Raw genomic sequence first — 20,052 nt, 5'->3', positions numbered from 1 at the left:
AATGCCATAGGCGCTTTAATTGGCAAATACAAATACAATTGCAATTGGTTTGATGCAATTGGTTTCATATCTGGCTTACAAAGGGGGCTACATCTTGGGTGCTAGCAAACCTTCCAAAAGAAAGCGGTAGTGTTATGGATAATGCCGCTTTCCATAAAGGGAAAGATATGCAAAAGATGCTAGAAGATGCCATGGTTTACTTTGTTTGCCTTTTTATTCCCCTGATCTAAATCCAATTGAGAAAAAATGGGGCCCAAGTCAAGCATATAAGAAGAACATTAAATTGTTTAATTGATCTCTTATTTCAATTCCATTTTTCGTAATCTTTTTATACTGATTTAGCTGTATATTGAAGGAAGCATATCCGTTGCCCCCCCAAAATACACCTTAGTGTTGATCAGGGGGCTTATCATACCAGCAATACTACCAAGGCAGAAGCGACAAAACGAAAATATTATCCTTCATTATTTGCCACCATATAGCCTTAATTTAACCCTTATCGAGCGATTATTGAAGGTGATGAACAAAAAAGTGAGAAATAACCACTGTTTTAGCTGGGCAAATGAATTTCAACAGGAAATCACTAACTTTTTCTCCAAGACATGGCTACAGATCTGCGACACTATGATGGACCGTGCAATGATAATTTTCAACGCCTAAATTCAACATTTTGATTTTTATTGGGTATCTTATTTCTGCTATTTATACTATGGAGTTAGCTGATAGGTTACGAAGAAGTCTATTTAAAAAATATTTAATTTACTTTTTTTTTATCTTTTTGTTTTAATATTGAAAAAAAATAAAAATATACAATGACAAAAAAAGATATTGTTTCAGAGCTTCACAAAGAAATTCCTCACATTTCCCATCGCATCATTCGCCAAGCCGTTGATTTATTTTTCGAAGAGTTAAAAAATTGCTTGGCAGAAGAAGGAACCGTAGAATTGCGTGGTTTTGGAAACTTTAGGTGCAAACGCCGAGCTGCTTATACAGGTATGAATCCAAAAACTCAAGAACGCATTCCTGTTTCCAGTAAAAAGATTGTTATTTTCAGACCTAGCTGTCTTTTAAAAAGAGAACTTATCACAAAACCAAAAGAAAAGAAGAAGTTTTTTTCTGAAATTTATAAAGATTGGAGCCAGTTTAAACGTTAAACGCAAACCACAACACTTAAATTATTTTTTAGTTTTTTAGCATATTCGTTTAAAAGAGTTTATTTTTCTGGTCTTGGATACAAAAAAGTCCCAGCAGAAAGAAAAGAAAAAATTATCCCCACCAAAAAAAATACTATTGGTTCTGTTTGTCCATAAATCCAGCTGGCGCACCACACTACACACAATCGATCTAACGTAAAACAAGAGCTCATTATGCTATACCGCATCATAGTATGAGACGAACGGCAATAATCAGAAATTCGAACCCATATCAAAATGTTTCCCGCTCCAGAAAGCATTTGATGGATAAGAGCATTAAGAAAAATAAGCCCCATGTGCTTTCCCACATACCACTGCAGCACACAAGTGGAATATGCCGCAGTCTGAAGTAACGACCACCCAAACAACGTTTTCTTCAATGAAATATATTTAAGAATCTTATGAGCAAAAAACCCTCCAAAAAGAAAACTTACCCACCCCACCCCTTTATCAGCATACATAAGCTCTATGTTAGAGTACCCTTGCGTATATAAAAACAATGGTAACATCCATCGAATAAAAGCATCGATAACTTTATAAGCAAAAAGATGGATCAAAAGCCAAAACGGAACTCTATTCCAAAAGAAAAAATCTTTCAGTTCTTTTTTAAGCGTTGCGCAATATAAAAAAAAATCAAATTTATTTACAAGAGATTTTTTATAGGGCAACGAATCCAAAGCAATCATCATCATTGCAATACTTATTCCAAAAATAATCACGTAACCAGATAACTTCCAAGATCCATAATGAGCAATTCCCAAGGCTCCACTAGAAACGAAAAGCCCTGCTATCCGAAAACCCGTCTGATTTCCGAAAAGATTTTCAGCAGAAAAAGATTGATTTTTTGATACATCTATTCGATACCCTTCTGTAACAATATCCTGAATTGCTCCAAAGCATGCAATAATAAACCCAAATGCCCAAAGCTTTTCAAACTGCAAAGGCGTTGTACACTGAGCACTTTGATACAAACACCATACTATACATGCCTGGGCAATAAGAACAGTGTATTTTAAAAAATTTCGACTACCAAAAAATGAAGCCACTATGTGAAGTACTGCAGCAAAACAAGGCTTAAACACGTAAGGTAAAAAAAGTATACTTAATTTTTTAAAATATTGCGCGTGTCCCGTTTGGTTGGCAATACATAAAGGAAGCGTCATAGCAACCCAAAAATAAGGCACTCCACTTATAAACCCCAAAAGCAGAAACCGTCCAAAATATAAAAATTTCTTTTTAGACTGAAACAATTAAAGAGTATTATTTAAAAAATCTTTTATTTTATACCATTTTTAAAAGAAAACGTAAAGCACAATGTCATTATATTTACCATCATTTTACGAAAAACACACATTACGCATCTAGACTTCCTAATTACCCAGGTACAAACATTGAAGATAAAAATGTATAAGGATATCGGGAACATTGTTTTTCTAAATCTTGAACTATTGCATGATTTCGTCTAACTCTTCCTTCTTGCGTATAGCGCGGCGTCATCACGGTAAATGCGGTATTATTATTTAAGTGCAAACACAACCCAAGAGCCCGCTTTTTTTTCTGAACTGATACAGGAACAATACTTTGAATATTCCATACCATAGGATTAAAAGGATTGTTTATATCCGCCCCCACCATTCTATAATCTCCCTTGGTCTCAAAACGACGTGCAGCTTTTTTAAATAAAAAAGGAGATTCTTTCGAAAAAAAGTCGGAATCAAAAAAAACTTTATCTATATCCACATTTCTTCCCGAAGGCGATAATGTTAATGAGGCAGCCTCATTTAAACACCTCCCTAACCCCAACAAAATTTCAACAGGAGCGACAGTTCTTTCAAGTTCACTTCTATTATCAAATGACTCCCAAGATCTCCAGAGAGGATCTTGAGTTTCAGAAAATAACTCTTGAGATACTGGATCATGTAATCCAATACTTCCTGGCTTCTTCCTCCAATTTTTTTTCGGAATATTTCGTAACGGCCCCATATACTTTTTTTCTTCTTTTTTTCTCTTATAAGGCTCGGTTGCTTTTTCTTTAGATCCTAAATCATTTTTTTTCATTAAAATTTTTTTACTCGATTCCTTAGAATCTTCTTTTTCTATTTTTTGCACAATTTTCGAAATAGAAAGTTTATCTTTTTTCAAAGACGCCAGAGAATGTTTTTCTAACAAATCTTCTCCATGACGTGTTACTGCGGGTTGTAGTATTTTTCCAATCATGGCTTTCCCAGAACTCAATAAAGACTCCATAAAATCTGCTGAATACTGCAGGTATGACTGCCCGCACCCCATTGCCGGCATCATCAAACATATAAACCAAATTGAAAAATTCATACCAGATTATTTTATCAAACTATATTAATATAATAGATAAAAATCATAAAAATTCTGTATAGTCCCCTCTTAAACTTATCTATCCCCCCCCCACCAAAAGTATTCTTGTTTTTTTCGTCTGCATAGTTTCAGTTTTTGTATATTTTCAGTTTTTCTGTTTATAACGATTAATATTTTTTAAATTTTTATCTATCAATCACTCGCTAACATCTTATTCATCTTCATCGTCATCTTCACCTTGTTCAAAGCTCTCTGGGAACTCTCCCCTACCTTCATAATAAGCGCGACGAATTACTGCATAAGGATCTGCGGAAAATTCCATCACATGATCAATACTATCTTTAAAAATAAGGCGCTGATTAATATTTTCCGCCCCAAGAACTCCCCAGCCAAATGCCAACGGATAAACCCCAGTATAAAGCGCAGTATTAAGCAACTTTCCACAAAAATCTCTAGAAACTGTAGGACCTAAAAATGGAACCATCATAAACCACCCAGTGGGCACATTGTATGCTTTTAACAGTCTGCTAAAATCTTGAGGCTCTTCAGCAATACCTACATCGCTGGCAATATCTAAAATTCCCCCCAGTCCAAATATTGTATTACACATAAATCGTCCAAATTGATTTAATGCGTTTTGCCCTTCCCCTTGAAGCCCCCAGCTTATAACACTGTTGGGAACCTTTATATGTTCCAACAAATTATGTACTGCTTTTTGACCAAAAGAAGGCACTACTGTTCGATATACGGACAAAAGTGGCTCCCAAATAACGTGTTCGATAGCCTGATTGAATACAAAAACTCCCCGATTCCAGGGTTCAAATGGATCCCATATTATGTCTTTTTCTCTAACGCCTTTCTTTTTTTCATTTTTTCTTTTCTCAGAATCATGACTTTTTTCATCCATAGATTCTTGAATTTCAGTACCAGAGCACCCTGAAAGACCAATTAAAAAAAACCTAAAATATATCGTCCTATGTTTATCATTTTTTTTACCTTTATTAAGAATGTTCAAAAGATTGACTTCTTTGAGCGGCTTTCCAACTAAAAGGCCACGACCCCACATAAGCAAGACTTGCCACCAGCAACGTTTCCCAGGGCATGACCCATCCAAAAATAAGCGTTATTAAACTTGCTAATACTATCACTCCTGAGTAATGAACAGGAATCTTCAGTCCTTTTGCAACAAAAGTTGGAAAACGGCTAACCATAAAAATTCCCGTAATTATCAAGCACAATGCTTGAAATACTACAGATTTTTGTTTAAAAATAAAACTGTAAATGATAGGGGTCAAGGCCAACAAAGACCCGATAGTAACTGGGACTCCTACTGAAAAGTAAGACGGCATAGTACGATTACTTCCTGTAATGCGTTGAATATTAAACCTTGCAAGACGCAACCCAGAGCACATGGCAAAAAAAAGACAGATAGCCCATCCAAACCTTCCCCATTCATGCAGAACGAAAAAATAACACAATAACGCTGGTGCCGCTCCAAAATTAATAAAATCCGCCAAAGAATCTAATTCCGCGCCAAAATCACTGCTACATTTTAAAAAACGAGCGATGGGACCATCCAGGCCGTCTAAAACTCCTGCAATTAACACACTAGCTACGGCATGCTTCCAGGATTTATCCACACCAAATGGAATAGCAGTAAGCCCCATACACAACGCCAGCAAGGTCACTGAATTAGGAAGTAATTTACGTAAGGAAACAGGCTTTAAATGATCTTGAAAAGGAGCTAATATTTTTTTTCTTCTTTTAAAAAAAAATTTCTTTTTTCGTTTAGGCAACATCGCGCACTCCAAAACTTAAACTAAATGATTCAAGAAAAAATAAAATAAGAACGCTAAACTTAATCATATGCCAATAGGCCAGCGCGCTCTTATAGAAAAATTCATAGATGGCAAAATTCCTGCCCGATATTTTTCATAAGCATTCCACGCAATCATCATGCCATTATCCGTACAAAATTTAGGAGGAGGAGTAAAAAGACGTACATCGTATTGCAAAAAGCATTCCTCCAGCACATTTCTTAGATATTGATTTGCCGCAACCCCTCCACAAAATACCGCAACACGAGGATTAGACTTTGATGGAAGATTGTCAAAAAAATTTTCAATCTTTTTTTGAATTCCCTGACCGATAGCATATTGCAAACTTGCACACAAATTTGCTTTTTTCTCAAAAGAAAGCTTTTTTTCTCCTTCTGCATTTATCCAACGCAAAGCAGCGCTCTTTAGCCCGGAAAAAGAAAAATTTAAAGACTTGTCCCGCATAGGAATGGGCAACGGGACGGACAAAGGGTCTCCCATTTTTGCCGCAACCTCAATGGCAGCCCCTGCTGGAAAAGAAAATCCCAGACGACGCCCAACTTTATCTAGGCACTCTCCTGCTGCATCATCTAATCCATACCCTAATAAATAAAATTCTGTGGCACTGTATACAACAACAAATTCGCAATGTCCTCCGGAAAATAAAAGAGCCAGGTATGGAAATTCCAAATCGCAACACAAACGAGCCACCAAGGCATGTGCTTGAAGATGATTAATAGCCCAAAGAGGCTTTTTTAATGCGATGGACACTCCTTTTGCAAACATTACCCCCACCAGTAACCCTCCTGCTAGCCCAGGACCTGCTGTAACACCAATGCCTTCAATTTCTTCTTTATCAACGCAAGCAGATTTCAAAAGTGTATTTAACAAATTGGGTAAGTGCTTTGCATGCCCTTTAAAAGCAAGATCAGGAACAACCCCACCAAAAGATTGGTGTTCTATTTGCTGATGAATACAATGTTTCAACACAGATTTTTCTTCAGCATCTATTAAAGCCACAGCAGTATCGTCACAACTGGTTTCTATGCCAAGAAAAATTTTACGCTTTGTATTGGACATAATTTCTTTTCATGTAAATTCTCTTACTTTCTATTGTAAATAATTTTCACATAAATAAAAGAGCATCCTCAAAAGAAGCCAAGCAATTTGAACCATTAAGATTGAAAAGCTTAATCTTAAGGATCTTGCAGATTTTTATAGCAAAGGATACACTTAGGATGTACAATCCTTTTTATAGCATATTATTTTGATGAAAACTGCGTTGTGGCAAGAGCTAATGTCGACATCTTTGGCCTGGCCTTTTGAAGAAGCACGAAGGCTTATTCAACGAGAAAAATCACACCCTAAGTCTCATAAAATATTTTCCACAGGGTATGGCCCTTCCGGATTACCCCATATGGGAACGTTTGGTGAAGTTTTACGAACGACGATGGTTCGGTTTGCGTTTTCTAAGTTATGCCCTTCTTACACGTCAGAATTAATTTGCGTTTCTGATGATATGGATGGTTTGCGTAAAGTTCCAGGAAACATTCCCAATCAAGACAAAATGAAAGATTACATTGGGTTTCCCCTGACCAAGGTCATTGATCCGTTTCAAAAGTATTCCAGTTTTGCAGCACATAATAACGCAAAACTTCAAAAATTTTTAGATCATTTTGGGTTCGATTATAAATTTTTAAGCGCAACCCAAGCATACCAAAGCGGTCGGCTTGACGATGCATTGCTAAAAGTACTGAAACATCATCAAGAAATTTTAGAAATTTTACTTCCTACCTTAAGAGAAGAACGTCGAAAAACATACAGCCCATTTCTGCCAATATCCCCTATAAGCGGGAAAGTTTTGCAAGTCTCTATTAACGCTTATAACGTAGATCGCGGAACGATAAGTTTTTACGACGAAGATGGATCGCTTCAAGAAGTTACCGTCACAGGAGGTCACTGTAAACTTCAGTGGAAAGTAGATTGGGGAACGCGTTGGTATGCATTAGGCGTAGATTACGAAATGTGTGGTAAAGATCTTATTGAGTCTGCAGAAATTGGAAAAAAAGTGTGTCGCGTCTTAGGGGGAATTCCTCCAGAAATCTTAGTTTACGAACACTTTTTAGACAAAGAAGGGCGAAAAATCTCTAAATCTATCGGGAATGGGTTAACCATGGAAGAGTGGCTTCGTTATGCTCCCTTAGAAAGTTTATCGTACTTTATGTATCCAAACCCTAAACGCGCAAAGCGAATTTTCTTTGATGTCATTCCAAGAGCTGCAGATGAATACTTAGAGCTCTTAGATTCTTATCCTTTACAAAGTCCAAAAGAGCAGTTAGAAAATCCTGTTTGGCATATTCATCAAGGAAATCCCCCAACACGGCAGTCTCCTATCACTTTTTCTATGCTTCTAAATTTAGTGAATATTTGTCACGCAGAAACTCCAGAACACTTGTGGCATTTCATTCAGCGTTATACTCCTGATGCGGTTTTAACTGAAGAAATGAAAGCATGGATCTGTCATGGAATTGCATACTATCAAGATCGTGTTTTACCCAATAAAACATATGCTGTTCCTTTAGAAGAAGAAAAAAAAGCGCTTTTAGCACTTGCCTCTCGTCTACAAGATCCAGAACTCATCGAAAAAGATGCAGATTTTTGGCAACATGAAGTATATGAAATCGGAAAAAATCACGGGTTTACTCAAGGAAAAAATTGGTTTTCACTGTTGTATAAAGTTTTGTTAGGACAAAATCAAGGCCCCCGCATGGGAACTTTTATTCAGTTATGCGGCCCCTTGAAAATCGCTGAAGATATCCAAGCGCGCTGCAAAATAAATGTGTTGTAAAAAGTTTTAACGCTAGGATTAAAAGCCCCCCATCAAAGCCTTAAAACCCGTTTTATGTTTTTTTTAGAAAACGCTTGAAATCGAGTACAAGAAAACAAAAGGAATAAAATTGCAATGCTTATTAAATACGCAAGGTCTCGGGAATTTGCCTATGCCTGCGCTGTATGGAATGCGTTTAAGTCTTTAAACAATACAAAAGAGATAGAAAAATTATGGGACACTCTACTTCAATTGAAAGGTCCCATTGTCAAAGTTTTGCAGGTCCTTTCTGGATTGCCTGGAGTGTGGCCTTCCCCTATTGCATCACGATTACAGCTTTTATCTTCAACATGCTCCCCCCTTTCCAGTAGTCAATGGAAAGAGTATCTAGAAACACAAGCCTTTGATCTGTATCCAAAACTTTGCTTTGAATCTGCTTGTGCAGGATCTCTAGGACAAGTTCATAAAGTATTTTGGAGCGAAAAAGAGCTTCGAGCATGTAAAATTCAGTATCCCAACATGACTGAAATATTGAAACAAGATTTTAGACTGCTAGAAGTGTGGCAGAGCCTTTACCAATGGTGGGGGCCTGGAATAGATACCACAGAAATACTTCAACACCTTCAAGATGTAATGGAACAAGAATTAGATTACCTCCAAGAAGGACGCTGGATGCTCTGGTTTCAAGAACATTTCCAAGAAGTGCCATGGATTCATGTTCCGTCTTATTATCCAGAACGTTCAAGCAAAACTATTCTTATGATGTCATGGCTAAAAGGAAATAATTTTTCGGACGAAGCGTTAAGAAGTTTGCCTCAAAAGGTTCGTAATGTTCTTTCTTATCGTTTACTTTATGCTTGGTATCACCCTTTTTTTTCTAAAGGCATTTTGCATAGTGACCCCCATATGGGAAACTACATGTGGAATCAAAATTTGGATATTTACATGGTTGATTTTGGTTGCGTGCGCTCTTTTTCACCCCAATGGGTAAAGGGAGCAAAAGCATTATATACCGCACTATTAAATCAACACGACACTCAAAACATCTACTATACTTATTTTGAATTTGATCCCCTATCATCTGTACAAAAATTTTGTATTGATCGGTGGGCTAAGTTTTTATACGGACCATTTTTGATAGAAGGAGAAAGAGTATTGCCAGAATCTATGGCACAAGAAGGAATAGATCTATTAAAGGAGCTTCACCAAATATTAAGAAAGCATAAACCGTTGCGCATTCCCCATGAATTTTTGCTATTAGATCGCGCCTGCGTTGCTTTAGGAAGCGCGTTAATTCGACTAAAAGGAAAGCTATGTTGGAAAACCACTTTTCAAAAAGTAATAGAAGGAGATCCTTTTTCAAATTTTACTTGAATTAAAAAATTCAAAACTAACACACCTCTTAAAAATTCACTTTTTATTGAGAAGGTTCTGGGACAGTAGGCATTTCCGGAAAATTTCTTTGGATTTCTGTCTGTTCTTGAGTTAATTTTTCTCGCAATCCAGAAGAAAAAGAAGGAATAGAATAATGGTACGATAGTAAAAGCGCAGGTAAAAAAGAAGATAACGTGGACAATGCATCCAAAACTTCTTGTTTTCCTCCAGAAACATCCGCATTCTTTTTATGTGCCTCAAGAAATGCCTTTAAAATTACTTGCATCATACACCATGTGTAAGTGTTAATATAAACAAGGTTTACATCTGGGTCATTAGGAACAAGAGGCATTTTCAAAATCATATCCTTGCAAGACATAATTTGCCCAGATTCTTTTGACAAACCAGGTAAAGCCGTAAGATCATCAAGCACCTGGAGATTAATCTCAGGAATATATTTTTCTGCTTCTTCTAAAGGAAGAACAGAATCCCTGTCCTTCAACGTAAGACCAACATCCGCCGTACTAACTAAAAAAATTCCTAATAAAATTTTTCTTGATTTATAAAGCATCCGCATCGAGAAATGTTTTCGTTCACACTTTACATACTGAAATATTTTTTTTAAAAATACACCATAAAAATTAAAAAAATTTTACTTTTTTTTAATGTGTCAAGATAGTACCAAAATTATCCCACGCACTTTTTATTTTATTTATTAACAATTGTCGCAAGCTTCCTTCTCTATCCAAAACGTGCAACACGCATGAACCAATTCTCTAATTTTCAAAATATAATCTCCTTTTTGTACAACACTTAACGTTCCAGAAGCTTCTAACATGTTAAACAAATGACTTCCCTGCATACATAATTCATAAGCAGGAAGCATCATTCCTTCAGCCAAAATTTTACCTGCTTGCTCTAAAGTGTAATGAAAATTTTGAGTTAATTTTAAAGGACAAGTATGCTCAAAATAATAACGAGAAAACTCTTTTTCTTGATGTAAAAAAAGATCTCTGTACGTTACCAAACCCGGGTCTTGATTCCAAGCTAGATCAAACACGTTTTTTTTATTCTGCTGAACCAAGGCGATACGCTCCATACCGTAAGCAAGTTCTACGCTGGCAGGACGGCACTCGTATCCACCAATTTTTTGAAAATAAGTAAATTGCAGTACCTCCATTCCATTAATCCAAACCTCCCACCCTAACCCTTGAGCTCCCAAGGTAGGACTTTCCCAATTATCTTCCACAAAGCGTATATCACACTGATGAACTGGAATCCCTAACTCCACAAAACTTTCTAGCATCCAAGACTTAACTTCTTCCGGAATTGGTTTTAATAAAACTTGAAACTGATGAAATTTTTGTAAACGATTGGGATTATCACCAAAACGACCATCTCCAGGACGACGGCAAGCTTGCATAAAGGCAGCACGCCAAGGCTTTTTTCCTAAAGCAGGAAATAAAACCTCTGGATGAAATGTGGCGGCCCCTACTGGAACATCACAAGGATGCAACAGACAACATCCTTTTTTGTGCCAAAACTTCTGCAACGTCAAATATAAATTTTGAAAAGTATTCACAACTTTAAATGCTTTACCCCCCATGTAGCGTGTATTATCCCGACTTAATCATAAAAAGTCAATGTCAGTAAAAAAGTGTATCTCAAATTTTAAAACAAGAAAACCTTAATAGACTGTAATTAATTTTTTACTAATTTCCTATTGACATTGCGTTATCAACACGCAATGCATAGTTTAAACATTCACCAACACAAAGGTTTTCTTTATTCTCGATCCACCACCGCTTAACTGTATTCAAAACAATTCCAACACGTTGACAAGGAACACCGTTTGTTAAAAGAATGTTACCGTTTAAAGGAAAAAAAGCCGGAGTAAAAGATGAAATTTCTTCTAAATGGTGGTACCAATCTTGAAGAGCTTTTTCTTTAGAAAATTTAAAAGTTTCAGCGCAGGCCAGCCACCACCTTCCCAAAACGATAGACTTTTCCTGCTCATAAAGACTGAAACGAATATGGCTGGATTCCAAAGGCACGTGAAGGGCTGAAAAGGATTTTTGCTGTTTTTTAGAAAGACAAAGTCCTGGACAAGGATGCGGTGTTAGACTTGCCCAACGCACCACTGCTCCAGGATGGTATTGCGCTTTGTCTTCTAGCTCTTGCGTTGGCAAAAAAGCAACTGAAGTTTGCAGAATCTTAGACAACATACCACAGTCAATCATCTGCATGACGACATACCAAGGATTTGAAGCCTCTAAAAGCTTAAAGAACTCTTTCGTAATACGTTCTTTGGAAAGAATACCAAGCATATGCATCCACCGAAGACAACTAGAAAACGCCTGCGAATTTAGCTCTCCCTTTCCGTAATATGCATGAATACGAAAAAAGCGTAAGATCCGCAAATAATCTTCTTGAATTCTTGCATCAGGGTCCCCAATAAACCGCACAATTCCCTGGGCAAGATCTTCTTTCCCTTGAACCACATCAAACACCCTTCCCTGCTCATCCAGGTATAATGCATTTATAGTAAAGTCTCTACGAAAAGCATCCCCAGCCCAATCGTCAGTAAATTGTACTTCTGCATAACGCCCATCATGGGCGCGCTCTTTTCTTAAGGTCGTAATTTCATAGGGAACCCCTTCAACAATAGCAGAAACCGTTCCATGCTTTATACCAGTGGGAACAGCACATATCCCAGCCTCTTGAAGAAATTTCATAGTCAGATCTGGAGTGCAAGTTATGGCAAGATCAAAATCATCCTTTAAAGGAAGTCCCAACAAACTATTTCTGACACACCCCCCAACAAAACGAACTTCCGCTTTTCCCCTAAAACAAGAAAAAAGCTTCTGAGGACCATCCCCCTTCAGCCATTCAAACATTGAAGAAACCAATTCATCAAGAAACCATTTGTGTAAACTCTTGAAGACGATCCAAACACTTTCCGGTACCCATTGCAACACACAAAAGTGGAGCATCAGCAATCATTGTTTTAACTCCAGTATGTTCTTCTATTTGAGATCTTAACTGGGCAAGCAAAGCTCCGCCTCCAGTCAAGACAATCCCTCTTTCTGAGATATCACCAGCAAGTTCAGGAGGCGTCTGTTCCAAAGACTTTTGTACAGTTTCAACAATAAGAGCCATAGGCTCTGCTAAACTTTCCAATACCTCTTCCCTCGAAGCAATGATTTCTTTTGGTCTTCCGCTGGTCATCTCTCTTCCTGTAATTTTTAATTCTTGCGGAGCAACACCTTCATCAAATAAAGAACATTTTAAGCGCTCTGCACTATTTTCTCCTACCAAAAGATTGTGTGCTTTTCGAAAATAATTCACGATAGTTTCATCCATTCGATCTCCCCCGCAACGCACAGAAACCGAACAAACAATCCCCCCCAAAGAGATCACTGCAACTTCAGTAGTTCCCCCACCAATATCCACAACCATAGACCCTGTAGGCTCCATAACAGGAAGATTTGCCCCCATAGCAGCCGCCATAGATTCTTCGATTAAAAAAACACTCCGCGCACCAGAAGTTAACGCCGCATCGTGAATTGCTCTTCGTTCCACTGGAGTTGCCCCATGAGGGACACACACCACTATGTTGGGACTACTAAAAAACAGAGACTTCACTTCTTGCTTAACTTTCTTAACAAAATACTGAATCATAGCTTCAGCACGCTCAAAATCCGCAATAACACCATCTCGTAAAGGGCGGTACACCGTAATATTCAAAGGAACTCTTCCCAACATAGATCTGGCCTCTGACCCTACGGCCACGACCTTTCCTGTGGAATTTTGAACAGCCACAACTGATGGCTGATTTAAGACTACCCCCTTCCCTTGAACATACAAGATTGTATTGGCTGTTCCTAAGTCAATTCCAATGCCTCTGGAAAATCTCCAAAATCTTGACACAACGCCCCACTTTAACTATCTTTCTTTATATTATAGAAAAAAAAACTTTTTTTGCAAACGCAAAAATTGTTTTATTCTTTAATAAAAATGTTTTTAATTTCCTCAAACGATTCACCTGAAGAAGAAAACTGTTAACAAAAATAAATATTATCCTGCATTCCACAAATCTGCGTGATGATATCCAAATAGTTCCAGTAGTAATGAAATATTAGGATTATTGCAAGCTTTAAGATCCTTTGCCAATTTTATAGAACTTTCCAACAAAGGGTGATGCACGGAAAAATCTGCAAAACGATATTTTCCACTTCCACTTTGTTCCAAACCACAAACACTCCCTGCACCTCTTAATTTCAAATCTTCCTGAGCCAAAACAAATCCATCATGACATCGCTTTAACAACTTTAATCGCTCAAACCCCAAAACAGATGTGGCTTTTCCCCATACCAAAAAACAATGCCCTTCTACTGCCCCTCTTCCCACACGACCTCGAAGCTGATGTAATTGTGCAAGACCAAATCTCTGACTTTCTTCAATAATCATAGTGCTAGCATGGTCCACATGCACTCCAACTTCTATAGAGGTGGTAGACACTAAGATTCCAAGAGTTTTTTCGGAAAATTCTCTTAGCACTGCTTCTTTTTCAGGCCAAGGAAGCTTTCCGTGCAGCATCCCTACCCGACCTGGAAAATGCACTAACAAATCTTGATACCTAAAAGTTACTTTTCCAAAATCTTCTTCATTATCCCCTTCAATCCAAGGGCATACCCAGTACACCGCTTCTTTTTGATCCAAGCATCGCTGAATCCAACGATACAATTCAGAAATTTTATTCCAGCTCATCATATAAGTAGAAACAGTCCGCTGTTCTGGACGCTTTTCTAAACGACTTACAGAAATTTGCCCCCACATAGTCATCTCTAAAGTTCGTGGAATAGGAGTGGCACTCATAAACAATGTATGCGGCATGTGTTGTCCTTTTCTTACCAAACGCAGTCTCTGCAAAACTCCAAATTTGTGTTGCTCATCTACTACTACCCCTGCCAGCGTTTCAAACGAAGTGCGTTCTTGAAATAACGCGTGAGTCCCCACAACAATATCTCCTCTTGAGCGTTTTTTAGAAGCCCCAGTCCACAAAGAAACACTTATACCTGTCTCTTGCAGCAACTCTTTTAAAGCTTTTTCATGCTGATGTGCCAGGACTTCTGTTGGAACTAGCATCCCGGATTGCTGACCAGAAGTTGCAATCTGAATCAACATCAAGAAGGCAATGATACTTTTTCCACTTCCCACATCTGCGTGCAAAAGACGCATCATGGGACACTGCCCCATCAATTCTTGCTGAATTTTCTCCCAAGAATCCCATTGACTTTTGGTTAACGAATGGTTGAATTTTTTCAAAACTTTATCAATAATTTTTGAGTCTCCAAAACACACTGGTGCTTTTTGTTGGGAATAATACTCTTTTAATTCTTGTAAGGCCAATTGCTGCGCAATAAGCTCATCTAAAGCCAAACGTTTAAATGCAAGGGACTGCTTGATATCTTGAGGATCCTTTAAGGGCAAATGTATTTCTCTTAATGCATCTTTTTGAGAAGGAAATCCGAATTCTTGCGGTATCCAATCATTTATTTTTGGATAAAGTAAAAAAACACGTTGAACAATACTACGCAAAAAAGCAGAAGAAACCCCGTATTTTAAAGGGTACACAGCGCGATATTCAAAAAAATTTCTAGCCAAATGCTTCGAAATTCTTGGGTGTTTAATCACATATCCATTGGAAGAATTTTCTAACATCCCTTCAACAGTATAAAGCTTGTTTAAAATGATGGGATAAACAGGTTTCTTAAAAAAAATAAGCACTAAAGAAAATTTCTTCTCTTGACAAACATTAGAACTTTGAGGAAAAGAAGCAACACTGCACACCACCTTAAAGGGAACTCTGTCCTCTACACTCTTTACTTGAACAGAAAGATGCACCAACCCAGGAAGAGTTACTGCAGTAACGTCTGAAGTATACGTCTCATAACTTCTAGGAACGTAAGACAACACATCCCAAAATGTCTTTAGTCCTAACGATTCTAAACGCTTACTCCAAACAGAGCCAACCCCTTTAAGAGCGCTTAATTTTTGAAAAAAAAAATTCAGCACTTCTGACTTTACATCCATAAAAAGATTTCTAATTTTTTCACAAAAATTTTTCTACGCATCATTCTATTTTTTTAGATTTTTTTAATTTTTTAGATTTAGAAATACGCTTTAAATGACGGCTATTTTCTGACAATAAAATATTAACTTGACGACTTCTTGAAACGGAAAGCGTTTTTTCAGGAACATCTTGAGTAATTACACTTCCAGCCCCTATAGTAGATTTTGTACCCACACTAAGAGGCGCCACCAGCATGGCTCCAGCACCGATAAACGTTTCTTTTTCAATCACAATTTTTTGCTTACAAAAGCCATCATAATTGCAACTTACAACACCAGCACCTATATTAACATCTTCTTGAACGGTAGCATCTCCTAAATACGTTAGATGTTTTGCTTGACTGTAATCACCCAAAGAAGAGCGGGTGATTTCTACAAAGCTTCCCACACAGCTGTGCTTTCCTAAACTGCTTTCCTCTTTTACATGGGAAAAGGGCCCCACCTGAACATTAGCCCCCACACGTGTGTGCGCTAATCGACAAAAAGAAAAAATTGTTGCGCCTTCTTCCACAAAAACCCCCGGTCCAAAAACGTTAAATGGATGCACATGAACATTTTCAGAAAAACGAGTATCCCAAGATAACATCACCGTTGAAGGAGAGTGCAATAAAGCACCTTGGTGTTGAGCGCGCACTCTCCAACGGTTTTGTAGTATCTGATAAGCACTTTGCCAATCTTCTTTTGTATTAATCCCTGTAAAGCTCTCAGGACTCTGCGTAACAACAAGCCCTCCTTCTGCACCTTGCTGATAAGCTATTTTTACAAAATCCGTAACGTGATATTCCTGAACCTCTTCGTGAAATGGCATTGCCTTTATCCAAGATTTTGCTTTTTCAGCAGAAATCTTCATAATCCCTGTGTAACACAAAGGCATTTTTTCCCAGGTTATGCTTTTAGTATGTCTGTGTTCTTGAATAGAAACTGCTTGACCAGAATGATTAACTAAAATTTCCCCATAGCGCCGAAAAACTTCTGGATACATAGCCAAAAGCGTTATGCAACTTTGATCCTTCAAAAACATCTCCAAATCTTCTTTCTGTACCAGCGGACAATCTCCCATTAAAATTAAGATATCTTGCTGGGATAAATTCCCTTGATGTTTGCAAAAAAAGCTTTCAAACGCAAGCTGGAAAGCATGACCAGTTCCCAGAGCAGGATCTTGCTGAACAAGATTTGCTTTACAAGGCCAGTGCCAGTTCAAAAAATCTGGAGACGTCACAACGTAAATATTTTCCAAAGATGTCAACTCTTTTGCTAAATCTAAAACGTAATTTACAACTGGTTTTCCCCCTAAATCCTGAAACAATTTTGGAACGCTTCCTCCAAAACGAGAAGATTTTCCCCCTGCACAAATAAACACACTTAATGCCATAGCGCTGTAATGCATTTTGTTTTTATTGCTTACAAAGTATGAAATTTTTCTGAAAAAGTCAATGCTTATTTTCCATACCTAAATCTGACATTGACTTATACGAGAAATTCTAGATAAACTCAAGTCTACGGCTTCTAGATAATGGATGAATGAAAAAAATTAAAATTATTTCAATTTTAGCAGGAGCGTTAGTATTGATAGTATTTTGGCTTTGGTGGAAAATGCCCTCTGTTCATTTAGTACAAGAAGAAATTTCTTTGAGACGATTTATCAAGTAATCATAAAATACTTTTCCTCAGGAAGTCTTTGGAATAGCCAGGCTTGTGTCTTTCCATGATGCGTTATCGTGCATCATGGGGAAAAAGCACGTAAAGAAGACTTAAGCGCTCCACCGCTTTTGAAGTTCTAAATATCAACACAAAGACAAAAAGTACACAAATCAAAAACTCTAAATCAAAATTTTTCAAACTGCACTTTTTATTTTTAAATTTTGCGATGTATTAATTTAGGTTGAATTAGATGTTTTAAAGAGCCACGAAATAGCGTCGAATAGAGCGTTGGAATTTAATATTAGCCCAGAATTTCTCTATTGGATTCAAATCAGGAGTGTAAGGATGTAGAAAAATTATACTGCATTTTACAGATTCTATTCATTCTATACTTCTCTTGGATTTATGAAAAGAGGTATTATCCATATAACACCTTGACCAGGATTTAGTTCCTTGATCAGAAATCTACCCAAGCTTGGAATAATACTGTCTCGCAAGATCCGTTAAATCCCATTGATGCTATCGGCGTGTTATCAACCAAACCGGCAATACTATTTCCCACTCTTTTTTCCAAGCAACTTTTCACTTTTTCTGCCCCAGCCTTCTATCTTTGCACATAGCCATATCAATGCCGCTTTCATCAATATATCAAGGCTTGGATAACGTCATATCTTAGTTTTCTTTGACGTACTCTTTAAGCTTTCCTAAGTCAATCTTTTTTTCTGAGCCACCACGCCTCTTAAGAAAATAACTGACTTCTTGTCTGTATTTTCTATACCACCTACCTATCGCCGATACACTTATTTTAAATATTTGCGATGCTTCAATGTACCCATTTCCCTCACCTAAATATTCTATTACTCTTTGTCTTAAATCATTGCTTGTTTGATCCCAGAGAATTATTGTCTTCATAATATACTCCATAATTTCTGGGATCAAACAAATAGCAGCGGCTCGCAAGCGTGTGCATCTTTGCGCAGTTAAGAAGAATACTATGAAGGAAAAAAATTTTGATTTGGATAAAATTTATACGAAAATTAGGTCACCATTGGAACGTGTTTTTTCCCAAGATAACAAGAGATTACGTTATATTGGTATTGCAAAGAACCAATTTACAGAATTTATGAACGCCATATGTTTTAACCTGACAAGGGTATTAGTCCTTACTGACCAAAGAGCGTAACATTGGGCTTTAGGCTCACAACGTTATTAAAATAAAACAACTTATTGAGCTTTAAATCTGGACATTTTTATAAGTCTAAAGACTTTCTTTATCTAAATTTATAAAAAATCATAAAAAAGGGGCCGTTATAAAAATTTTCCGCCTAAAAATCTATCATGCAAGAGCCCCATTATCAAAATAACCGTGGGTTCTGGGCATATCATAATTGTTTGGCAAAATTTAGATTTTTTTTCTGGATCCGCTTTTGGGAGGTTTAGAGTTTTTTTATATGTAGCTCCTATTTTCTTAGCATGTTTTATCCCAGATGAGCCCACTCCAAGCCTTTTTGCTATTTGTAGCTATAAGAATCATCATACTCCCCCTCACTTTTTTTCAGGTAGTTTAAAAGATCGCTGCAGCATGTTACAGATGGCGGCTTTCGTCCGTATTTAGGTGAGTAAAAAAATCCTTCAAAGGCTTTTTAGAGGTGCCGAAGTTGGCCAATGGATTATTTTTTATACGGATAAAAAAAGGGATCTTGTAGTCACACAAATAAGTGATCCAATCTTTGCCCACAAATTCGCGATCAGCTGAAAAGGAGAGAATTTTATCTAACCCAAAGATTTCCTAAAATTGATTTAATAAACTGATGCGTGCTTAATGCATTTTAGGAACTTGCTCTCAAATGCTTGATGTTAAGGCTTTTGAGAAGAGTCCAGAATCAATTACTTGTCCTTTAAAAAAACGCCTGACGCGTTCAAGCTTGGATTTTATTGAAGGTGGAGAGTTCATCTTGTGGATCAGCGCAGGATGCTGAACCTTTCGCTGATCGATAAGTACGAAGGTTTTAAAAGTCTCTGCGCGGGATGAGAGGTTCATTTGCATTAAACATTGTTGTTTATTTTTAATAAAATAGCCTCTCTTTCGGATCTTTTAAAGACCCTTCAAAAAAGCGAGGGGGAGTATGAAGAATCAGGATATTCTTTGATATCTTTCTTCAAAGCTTCGTTATCTATTTTAATTGGTATTTTATTTGTTCTTAGATTAGGCTTTATTTATTTCATCTACTGAGTGTTAGTGTTGAAATCTTAAATCTTTCGGAAAGTTTATAACCTGTATTAATGATTTAGCTACCCTTCTTAATAGGATCATGGAATGGGCTATCATACTCATGTTTCCAGCAGTCGCTATGGCAATTTCAGCCATGCAAATGTTCTTTCGACGATCTAACGCTTTGGAAGTATGGCCCATTCTTGAGATATACGCTCTGAGAGTGCTATAGTTTTATTCAATAGAGTTCTCACAAACTCCCTTTAATGTAGGATAATTTTTGCACCGCTTCCTTAAAAACTCTGCACCCAGCACCTGTGTCATTGGCCTTATGAACCGTGATATGGAGCAAATTTCCTTGCGTATCAACCTATGCCGTACGTCCTTTTTTCTGAGGCACCTGTGGGGTTAACCCTTTGTGAATGATGCTATAGTTGGGATTTTCGCTTTTTTCATACTTAATTCGGCTTGTCTTAACAAGTTCATGCATCAATTTTTTCTATACCCCCTTAATTCTACATC

The 20,052-nt window shown here is 37.3% G+C and carries 21 protein-coding genes; 6 read left to right on the top strand and 15 right to left on the bottom strand.

What is annotated here, in order from left to right:
• Positions 1 to 390 precede the first annotated feature (390 nt).
• Together HE1_RS10215 and HE1_RS01485 are read left to right on the top strand one after the other, a co-directional pair.
• Positions 391 to 660 (top strand): transposase, encoded by a 270-nt coding sequence (locus HE1_RS10215; protein ID WP_373279894.1) that lies wholly within the window; start codon positions 391 to 393, stop codon positions 658 to 660.
• 152 nt (positions 661 to 812) lie between these two features.
• Positions 813 to 1,154 (top strand): HU family DNA-binding protein, encoded by a 342-nt coding sequence (locus HE1_RS01485; protein ID WP_006297213.1) that lies wholly within the window; start codon positions 813 to 815, stop codon positions 1,152 to 1,154.
• A 59-nt stretch (positions 1,155 to 1,213) separates the two neighbouring features.
• On the opposite strand, the gene HE1_RS01480 is transcribed toward HE1_RS01485, so the two are convergent.
• The 5 genes from HE1_RS01480 to tsaD all read right to left on the bottom strand — a co-directional run bounded on the left by HE1_RS01480 (position 1,214) and on the right by tsaD (position 6,421).
• Positions 1,214 to 2,395 carry an MFS transporter gene (locus HE1_RS01480; RefSeq protein ID WP_162480151.1) on the bottom strand — a complete coding sequence of 394 codons (1,182 nt, stop codon included), beginning with the start codon at positions 2,393 to 2,395 and terminating at the stop codon, positions 1,214 to 1,216.
• Positions 2,396 to 2,567: 172 nt separating this feature from the next.
• Positions 2,568 to 3,524 carry a hypothetical protein gene (locus HE1_RS01475; protein ID WP_035543937.1) on the bottom strand — a complete coding sequence of 319 codons (957 nt, stop codon included), beginning with the start codon at positions 3,522 to 3,524 and terminating at the stop codon, positions 2,568 to 2,570.
• Between the two features lie 211 nt (positions 3,525 to 3,735).
• Positions 3,736 to 4,590, bottom strand: coding sequence for an MlaA family lipoprotein (locus HE1_RS01470; protein WP_084490886.1), 855 nt, complete (start codon positions 4,588 to 4,590; stop codon positions 3,736 to 3,738).
• Positions 4,526 to 5,320 (bottom strand): CDP-alcohol phosphatidyltransferase family protein, encoded by a 795-nt coding sequence (locus tag HE1_RS01465; RefSeq protein WP_206537210.1) that lies wholly within the window; start codon positions 5,318 to 5,320, stop codon positions 4,526 to 4,528. Before HE1_RS01465 ends, HE1_RS01470 begins: the two co-directional genes overlap by 65 nt.
• A gap of 66 nt (positions 5,321 to 5,386) precedes the next feature.
• Positions 5,387 to 6,421 (bottom strand): tRNA (adenosine(37)-N6)-threonylcarbamoyltransferase complex transferase subunit TsaD, encoded by a 1,035-nt coding sequence (gene tsaD / locus HE1_RS01460; protein WP_006297242.1) that lies wholly within the window; start codon positions 6,419 to 6,421, stop codon positions 5,387 to 5,389.
• A 190-nt stretch (positions 6,422 to 6,611) separates the two neighbouring features.
• On the opposite strand from tsaD, the gene HE1_RS01455 reads away from it, so the two are divergent.
• Together HE1_RS01455 and HE1_RS01450 are read left to right on the top strand one after the other, a co-directional pair.
• The gene (locus tag HE1_RS01455; protein ID WP_006297244.1) at positions 6,612 to 8,189 is read left to right on the top strand and encodes a lysine--tRNA ligase; all 1,578 of its coding nucleotides are present in this window, start codon (positions 6,612 to 6,614) and stop codon (positions 8,187 to 8,189) included.
• A gap of 114 nt (positions 8,190 to 8,303) precedes the next feature.
• Positions 8,304 to 9,542, top strand: coding sequence for an AarF/UbiB family protein (locus tag HE1_RS01450; protein WP_035543931.1), 1,239 nt, complete (start codon positions 8,304 to 8,306; stop codon positions 9,540 to 9,542).
• Positions 9,543 to 9,585: 43 nt separating this feature from the next.
• Here the strand turns inward: HE1_RS01450 and HE1_RS01445 are convergent, their stop codons facing one another.
• The 6 genes from HE1_RS01445 to HE1_RS01420 form a co-directional block, all read right to left on the bottom strand.
• On the bottom strand, positions 9,586 to 10,113 hold the full coding sequence (locus tag HE1_RS01445; RefSeq protein ID WP_162480147.1) for a hypothetical protein: 528 nt from the start codon (positions 10,111 to 10,113) through the stop codon (positions 9,586 to 9,588).
• Positions 10,114 to 10,257: 144 nt separating this feature from the next.
• Positions 10,258 to 11,148 (bottom strand): glycine--tRNA ligase subunit alpha, encoded by an 891-nt coding sequence (locus HE1_RS01440; RefSeq protein WP_035543925.1) that lies wholly within the window; start codon positions 11,146 to 11,148, stop codon positions 10,258 to 10,260.
• 106 nt (positions 11,149 to 11,254) lie between these two features.
• On the bottom strand, positions 11,255 to 12,535 hold the full coding sequence (locus HE1_RS06350) for a CCA tRNA nucleotidyltransferase (RefSeq protein WP_084490883.1): 1,281 nt from the start codon (positions 12,533 to 12,535) through the stop codon (positions 11,255 to 11,257).
• The gene (locus tag HE1_RS01430) at positions 12,456 to 13,472 is read right to left on the bottom strand and encodes a rod shape-determining protein (protein WP_006297258.1); all 1,017 of its coding nucleotides are present in this window, start codon (positions 13,470 to 13,472) and stop codon (positions 12,456 to 12,458) included. Before HE1_RS01430 ends, HE1_RS06350 begins: the two co-directional genes overlap by 80 nt.
• 147 nt (positions 13,473 to 13,619) lie before the next feature.
• Positions 13,620 to 15,638, bottom strand: a complete 2,019-nt coding sequence (locus HE1_RS01425) for an ATP-dependent DNA helicase RecG (RefSeq protein ID WP_052567188.1) — start codon at positions 15,636 to 15,638, stop codon at positions 13,620 to 13,622.
• A gap of 40 nt (positions 15,639 to 15,678) precedes the next feature.
• Positions 15,679 to 17,064 carry an NTP transferase domain-containing protein gene (locus HE1_RS01420; RefSeq protein ID WP_006297260.1) on the bottom strand — a complete coding sequence of 462 codons (1,386 nt, stop codon included), beginning with the start codon at positions 17,062 to 17,064 and terminating at the stop codon, positions 15,679 to 15,681.
• Positions 17,065 to 17,198: 134 nt separating this feature from the next.
• On the opposite strand from HE1_RS01420, the gene HE1_RS09900 reads away from it, so the two are divergent.
• Complete coding sequence (locus HE1_RS09900; RefSeq protein WP_023491106.1) at positions 17,199 to 17,327, top strand: hypothetical protein; 129 nt, start codon at positions 17,199 to 17,201, stop codon at positions 17,325 to 17,327.
• Between the two features lie 448 nt (positions 17,328 to 17,775).
• On the opposite strand, the gene HE1_RS09895 is transcribed toward HE1_RS09900, so the two are convergent.
• Complete coding sequence (locus HE1_RS09895; RefSeq protein ID WP_278243069.1) at positions 17,776 to 17,904, bottom strand: hypothetical protein; 129 nt, start codon at positions 17,902 to 17,904, stop codon at positions 17,776 to 17,778.
• A gap of 86 nt (positions 17,905 to 17,990) precedes the next feature.
• Positions 17,991 to 18,257, bottom strand: a complete 267-nt coding sequence (locus tag HE1_RS01415) for an IS630 transposase-related protein (protein WP_242837169.1) — start codon at positions 18,255 to 18,257, stop codon at positions 17,991 to 17,993.
• A 55-nt stretch (positions 18,258 to 18,312) separates the two neighbouring features.
• On the opposite strand from HE1_RS01415, the gene HE1_RS01410 reads away from it, so the two are divergent.
• Positions 18,313 to 18,501, top strand: coding sequence for a hypothetical protein (locus tag HE1_RS01410; RefSeq protein ID WP_035543918.1), 189 nt, complete (start codon positions 18,313 to 18,315; stop codon positions 18,499 to 18,501).
• Positions 18,502 to 18,903: 402 nt separating this feature from the next.
• Here the strand turns inward: HE1_RS01410 and HE1_RS08650 are convergent, their stop codons facing one another.
• Both HE1_RS08650 and HE1_RS07955 read right to left on the bottom strand, forming a co-directional pair.
• Positions 18,904 to 19,056, bottom strand: coding sequence for a hypothetical protein (locus HE1_RS08650; protein WP_162531165.1), 153 nt, complete (start codon positions 19,054 to 19,056; stop codon positions 18,904 to 18,906).
• 105 nt (positions 19,057 to 19,161) lie between these two features.
• Positions 19,162 to 19,365 carry a hypothetical protein gene (locus HE1_RS07955; protein WP_162480145.1) on the bottom strand — a complete coding sequence of 68 codons (204 nt, stop codon included), beginning with the start codon at positions 19,363 to 19,365 and terminating at the stop codon, positions 19,162 to 19,164.
• Between the last annotated feature and the right edge of the window lie 687 nt (positions 19,366 to 20,052).

The sequence above is a fragment of the Holospora elegans E1 genome, assembly GCF_000648275.1.
Classification (GTDB): domain Bacteria; phylum Pseudomonadota; class Alphaproteobacteria; order Holosporales; family Holosporaceae; genus Holospora; species Holospora undulata_A.
This window is presented reverse-complemented; position numbering and strand designations above follow the sequence as displayed.

What these genes read in the sequence shown, in the direction of transcription:
- HE1_RS01485 (WP_006297213.1), top strand. Translation starts at nt 813, where the DNA reads ATGACAAAAAAAGATATTGTTTCAGAGCTTCACAAAGAAATTCCTCAC.
- HE1_RS01475 (WP_035543937.1), bottom strand. Translation starts at nt 3,524, where the DNA reads ATGAATTTTTCAATTTGGTTTATATGTTTGATGATGCCGGCAATGGGG.
- HE1_RS01470 (WP_084490886.1), bottom strand. Translation starts at nt 4,590, where the DNA reads ATGTGGGGTCGTGGCCTTTTAGTTGGAAAGCCGCTCAAAGAAGTCAAT.
- tsaD (WP_006297242.1), bottom strand. Translation starts at nt 6,421, where the DNA reads ATGTCCAATACAAAGCGTAAAATTTTTCTTGGCATAGAAACCAGTTGT.
- HE1_RS01455 (WP_006297244.1), top strand. Translation starts at nt 6,612, where the DNA reads ATGAAAACTGCGTTGTGGCAAGAGCTAATGTCGACATCTTTGGCCTGG.
- HE1_RS01450 (WP_035543931.1), top strand. Translation starts at nt 8,304, where the DNA reads ATGCTTATTAAATACGCAAGGTCTCGGGAATTTGCCTATGCCTGCGCT.
- HE1_RS01445 (WP_162480147.1), bottom strand. Translation starts at nt 10,113, where the DNA reads ATGCTTTATAAATCAAGAAAAATTTTATTAGGAATTTTTTTAGTTAGT.
- HE1_RS01440 (WP_035543925.1), bottom strand. Translation starts at nt 11,148, where the DNA reads ATGGGGGGTAAAGCATTTAAAGTTGTGAATACTTTTCAAAATTTATAT.
- HE1_RS06350 (WP_084490883.1), bottom strand. Translation starts at nt 12,535, where the DNA reads ATGCTCCACTTTTGTGTGTTGCAATGGGTACCGGAAAGTGTTTGGATC.
- HE1_RS01425 (WP_052567188.1), bottom strand. Translation starts at nt 15,638, where the DNA reads ATGGATGTAAAGTCAGAAGTGCTGAATTTTTTTTTTCAAAAATTAAGC.
- HE1_RS01420 (WP_006297260.1), bottom strand. Translation starts at nt 17,064, where the DNA reads ATGCATTACAGCGCTATGGCATTAAGTGTGTTTATTTGTGCAGGGGGA.
- HE1_RS09900 (WP_023491106.1), top strand. Translation starts at nt 17,199, where the DNA reads ATGAAAAAAATTAAAATTATTTCAATTTTAGCAGGAGCGTTAGTATTG.
- HE1_RS01410 (WP_035543918.1), top strand. Translation starts at nt 18,313, where the DNA reads ATGAAGGAAAAAAATTTTGATTTGGATAAAATTTATACGAAAATTAGG.
- HE1_RS07955 (WP_162480145.1), bottom strand. Translation starts at nt 19,365, where the DNA reads ATGCAAATGAACCTCTCATCCCGCGCAGAGACTTTTAAAACCTTCGTA.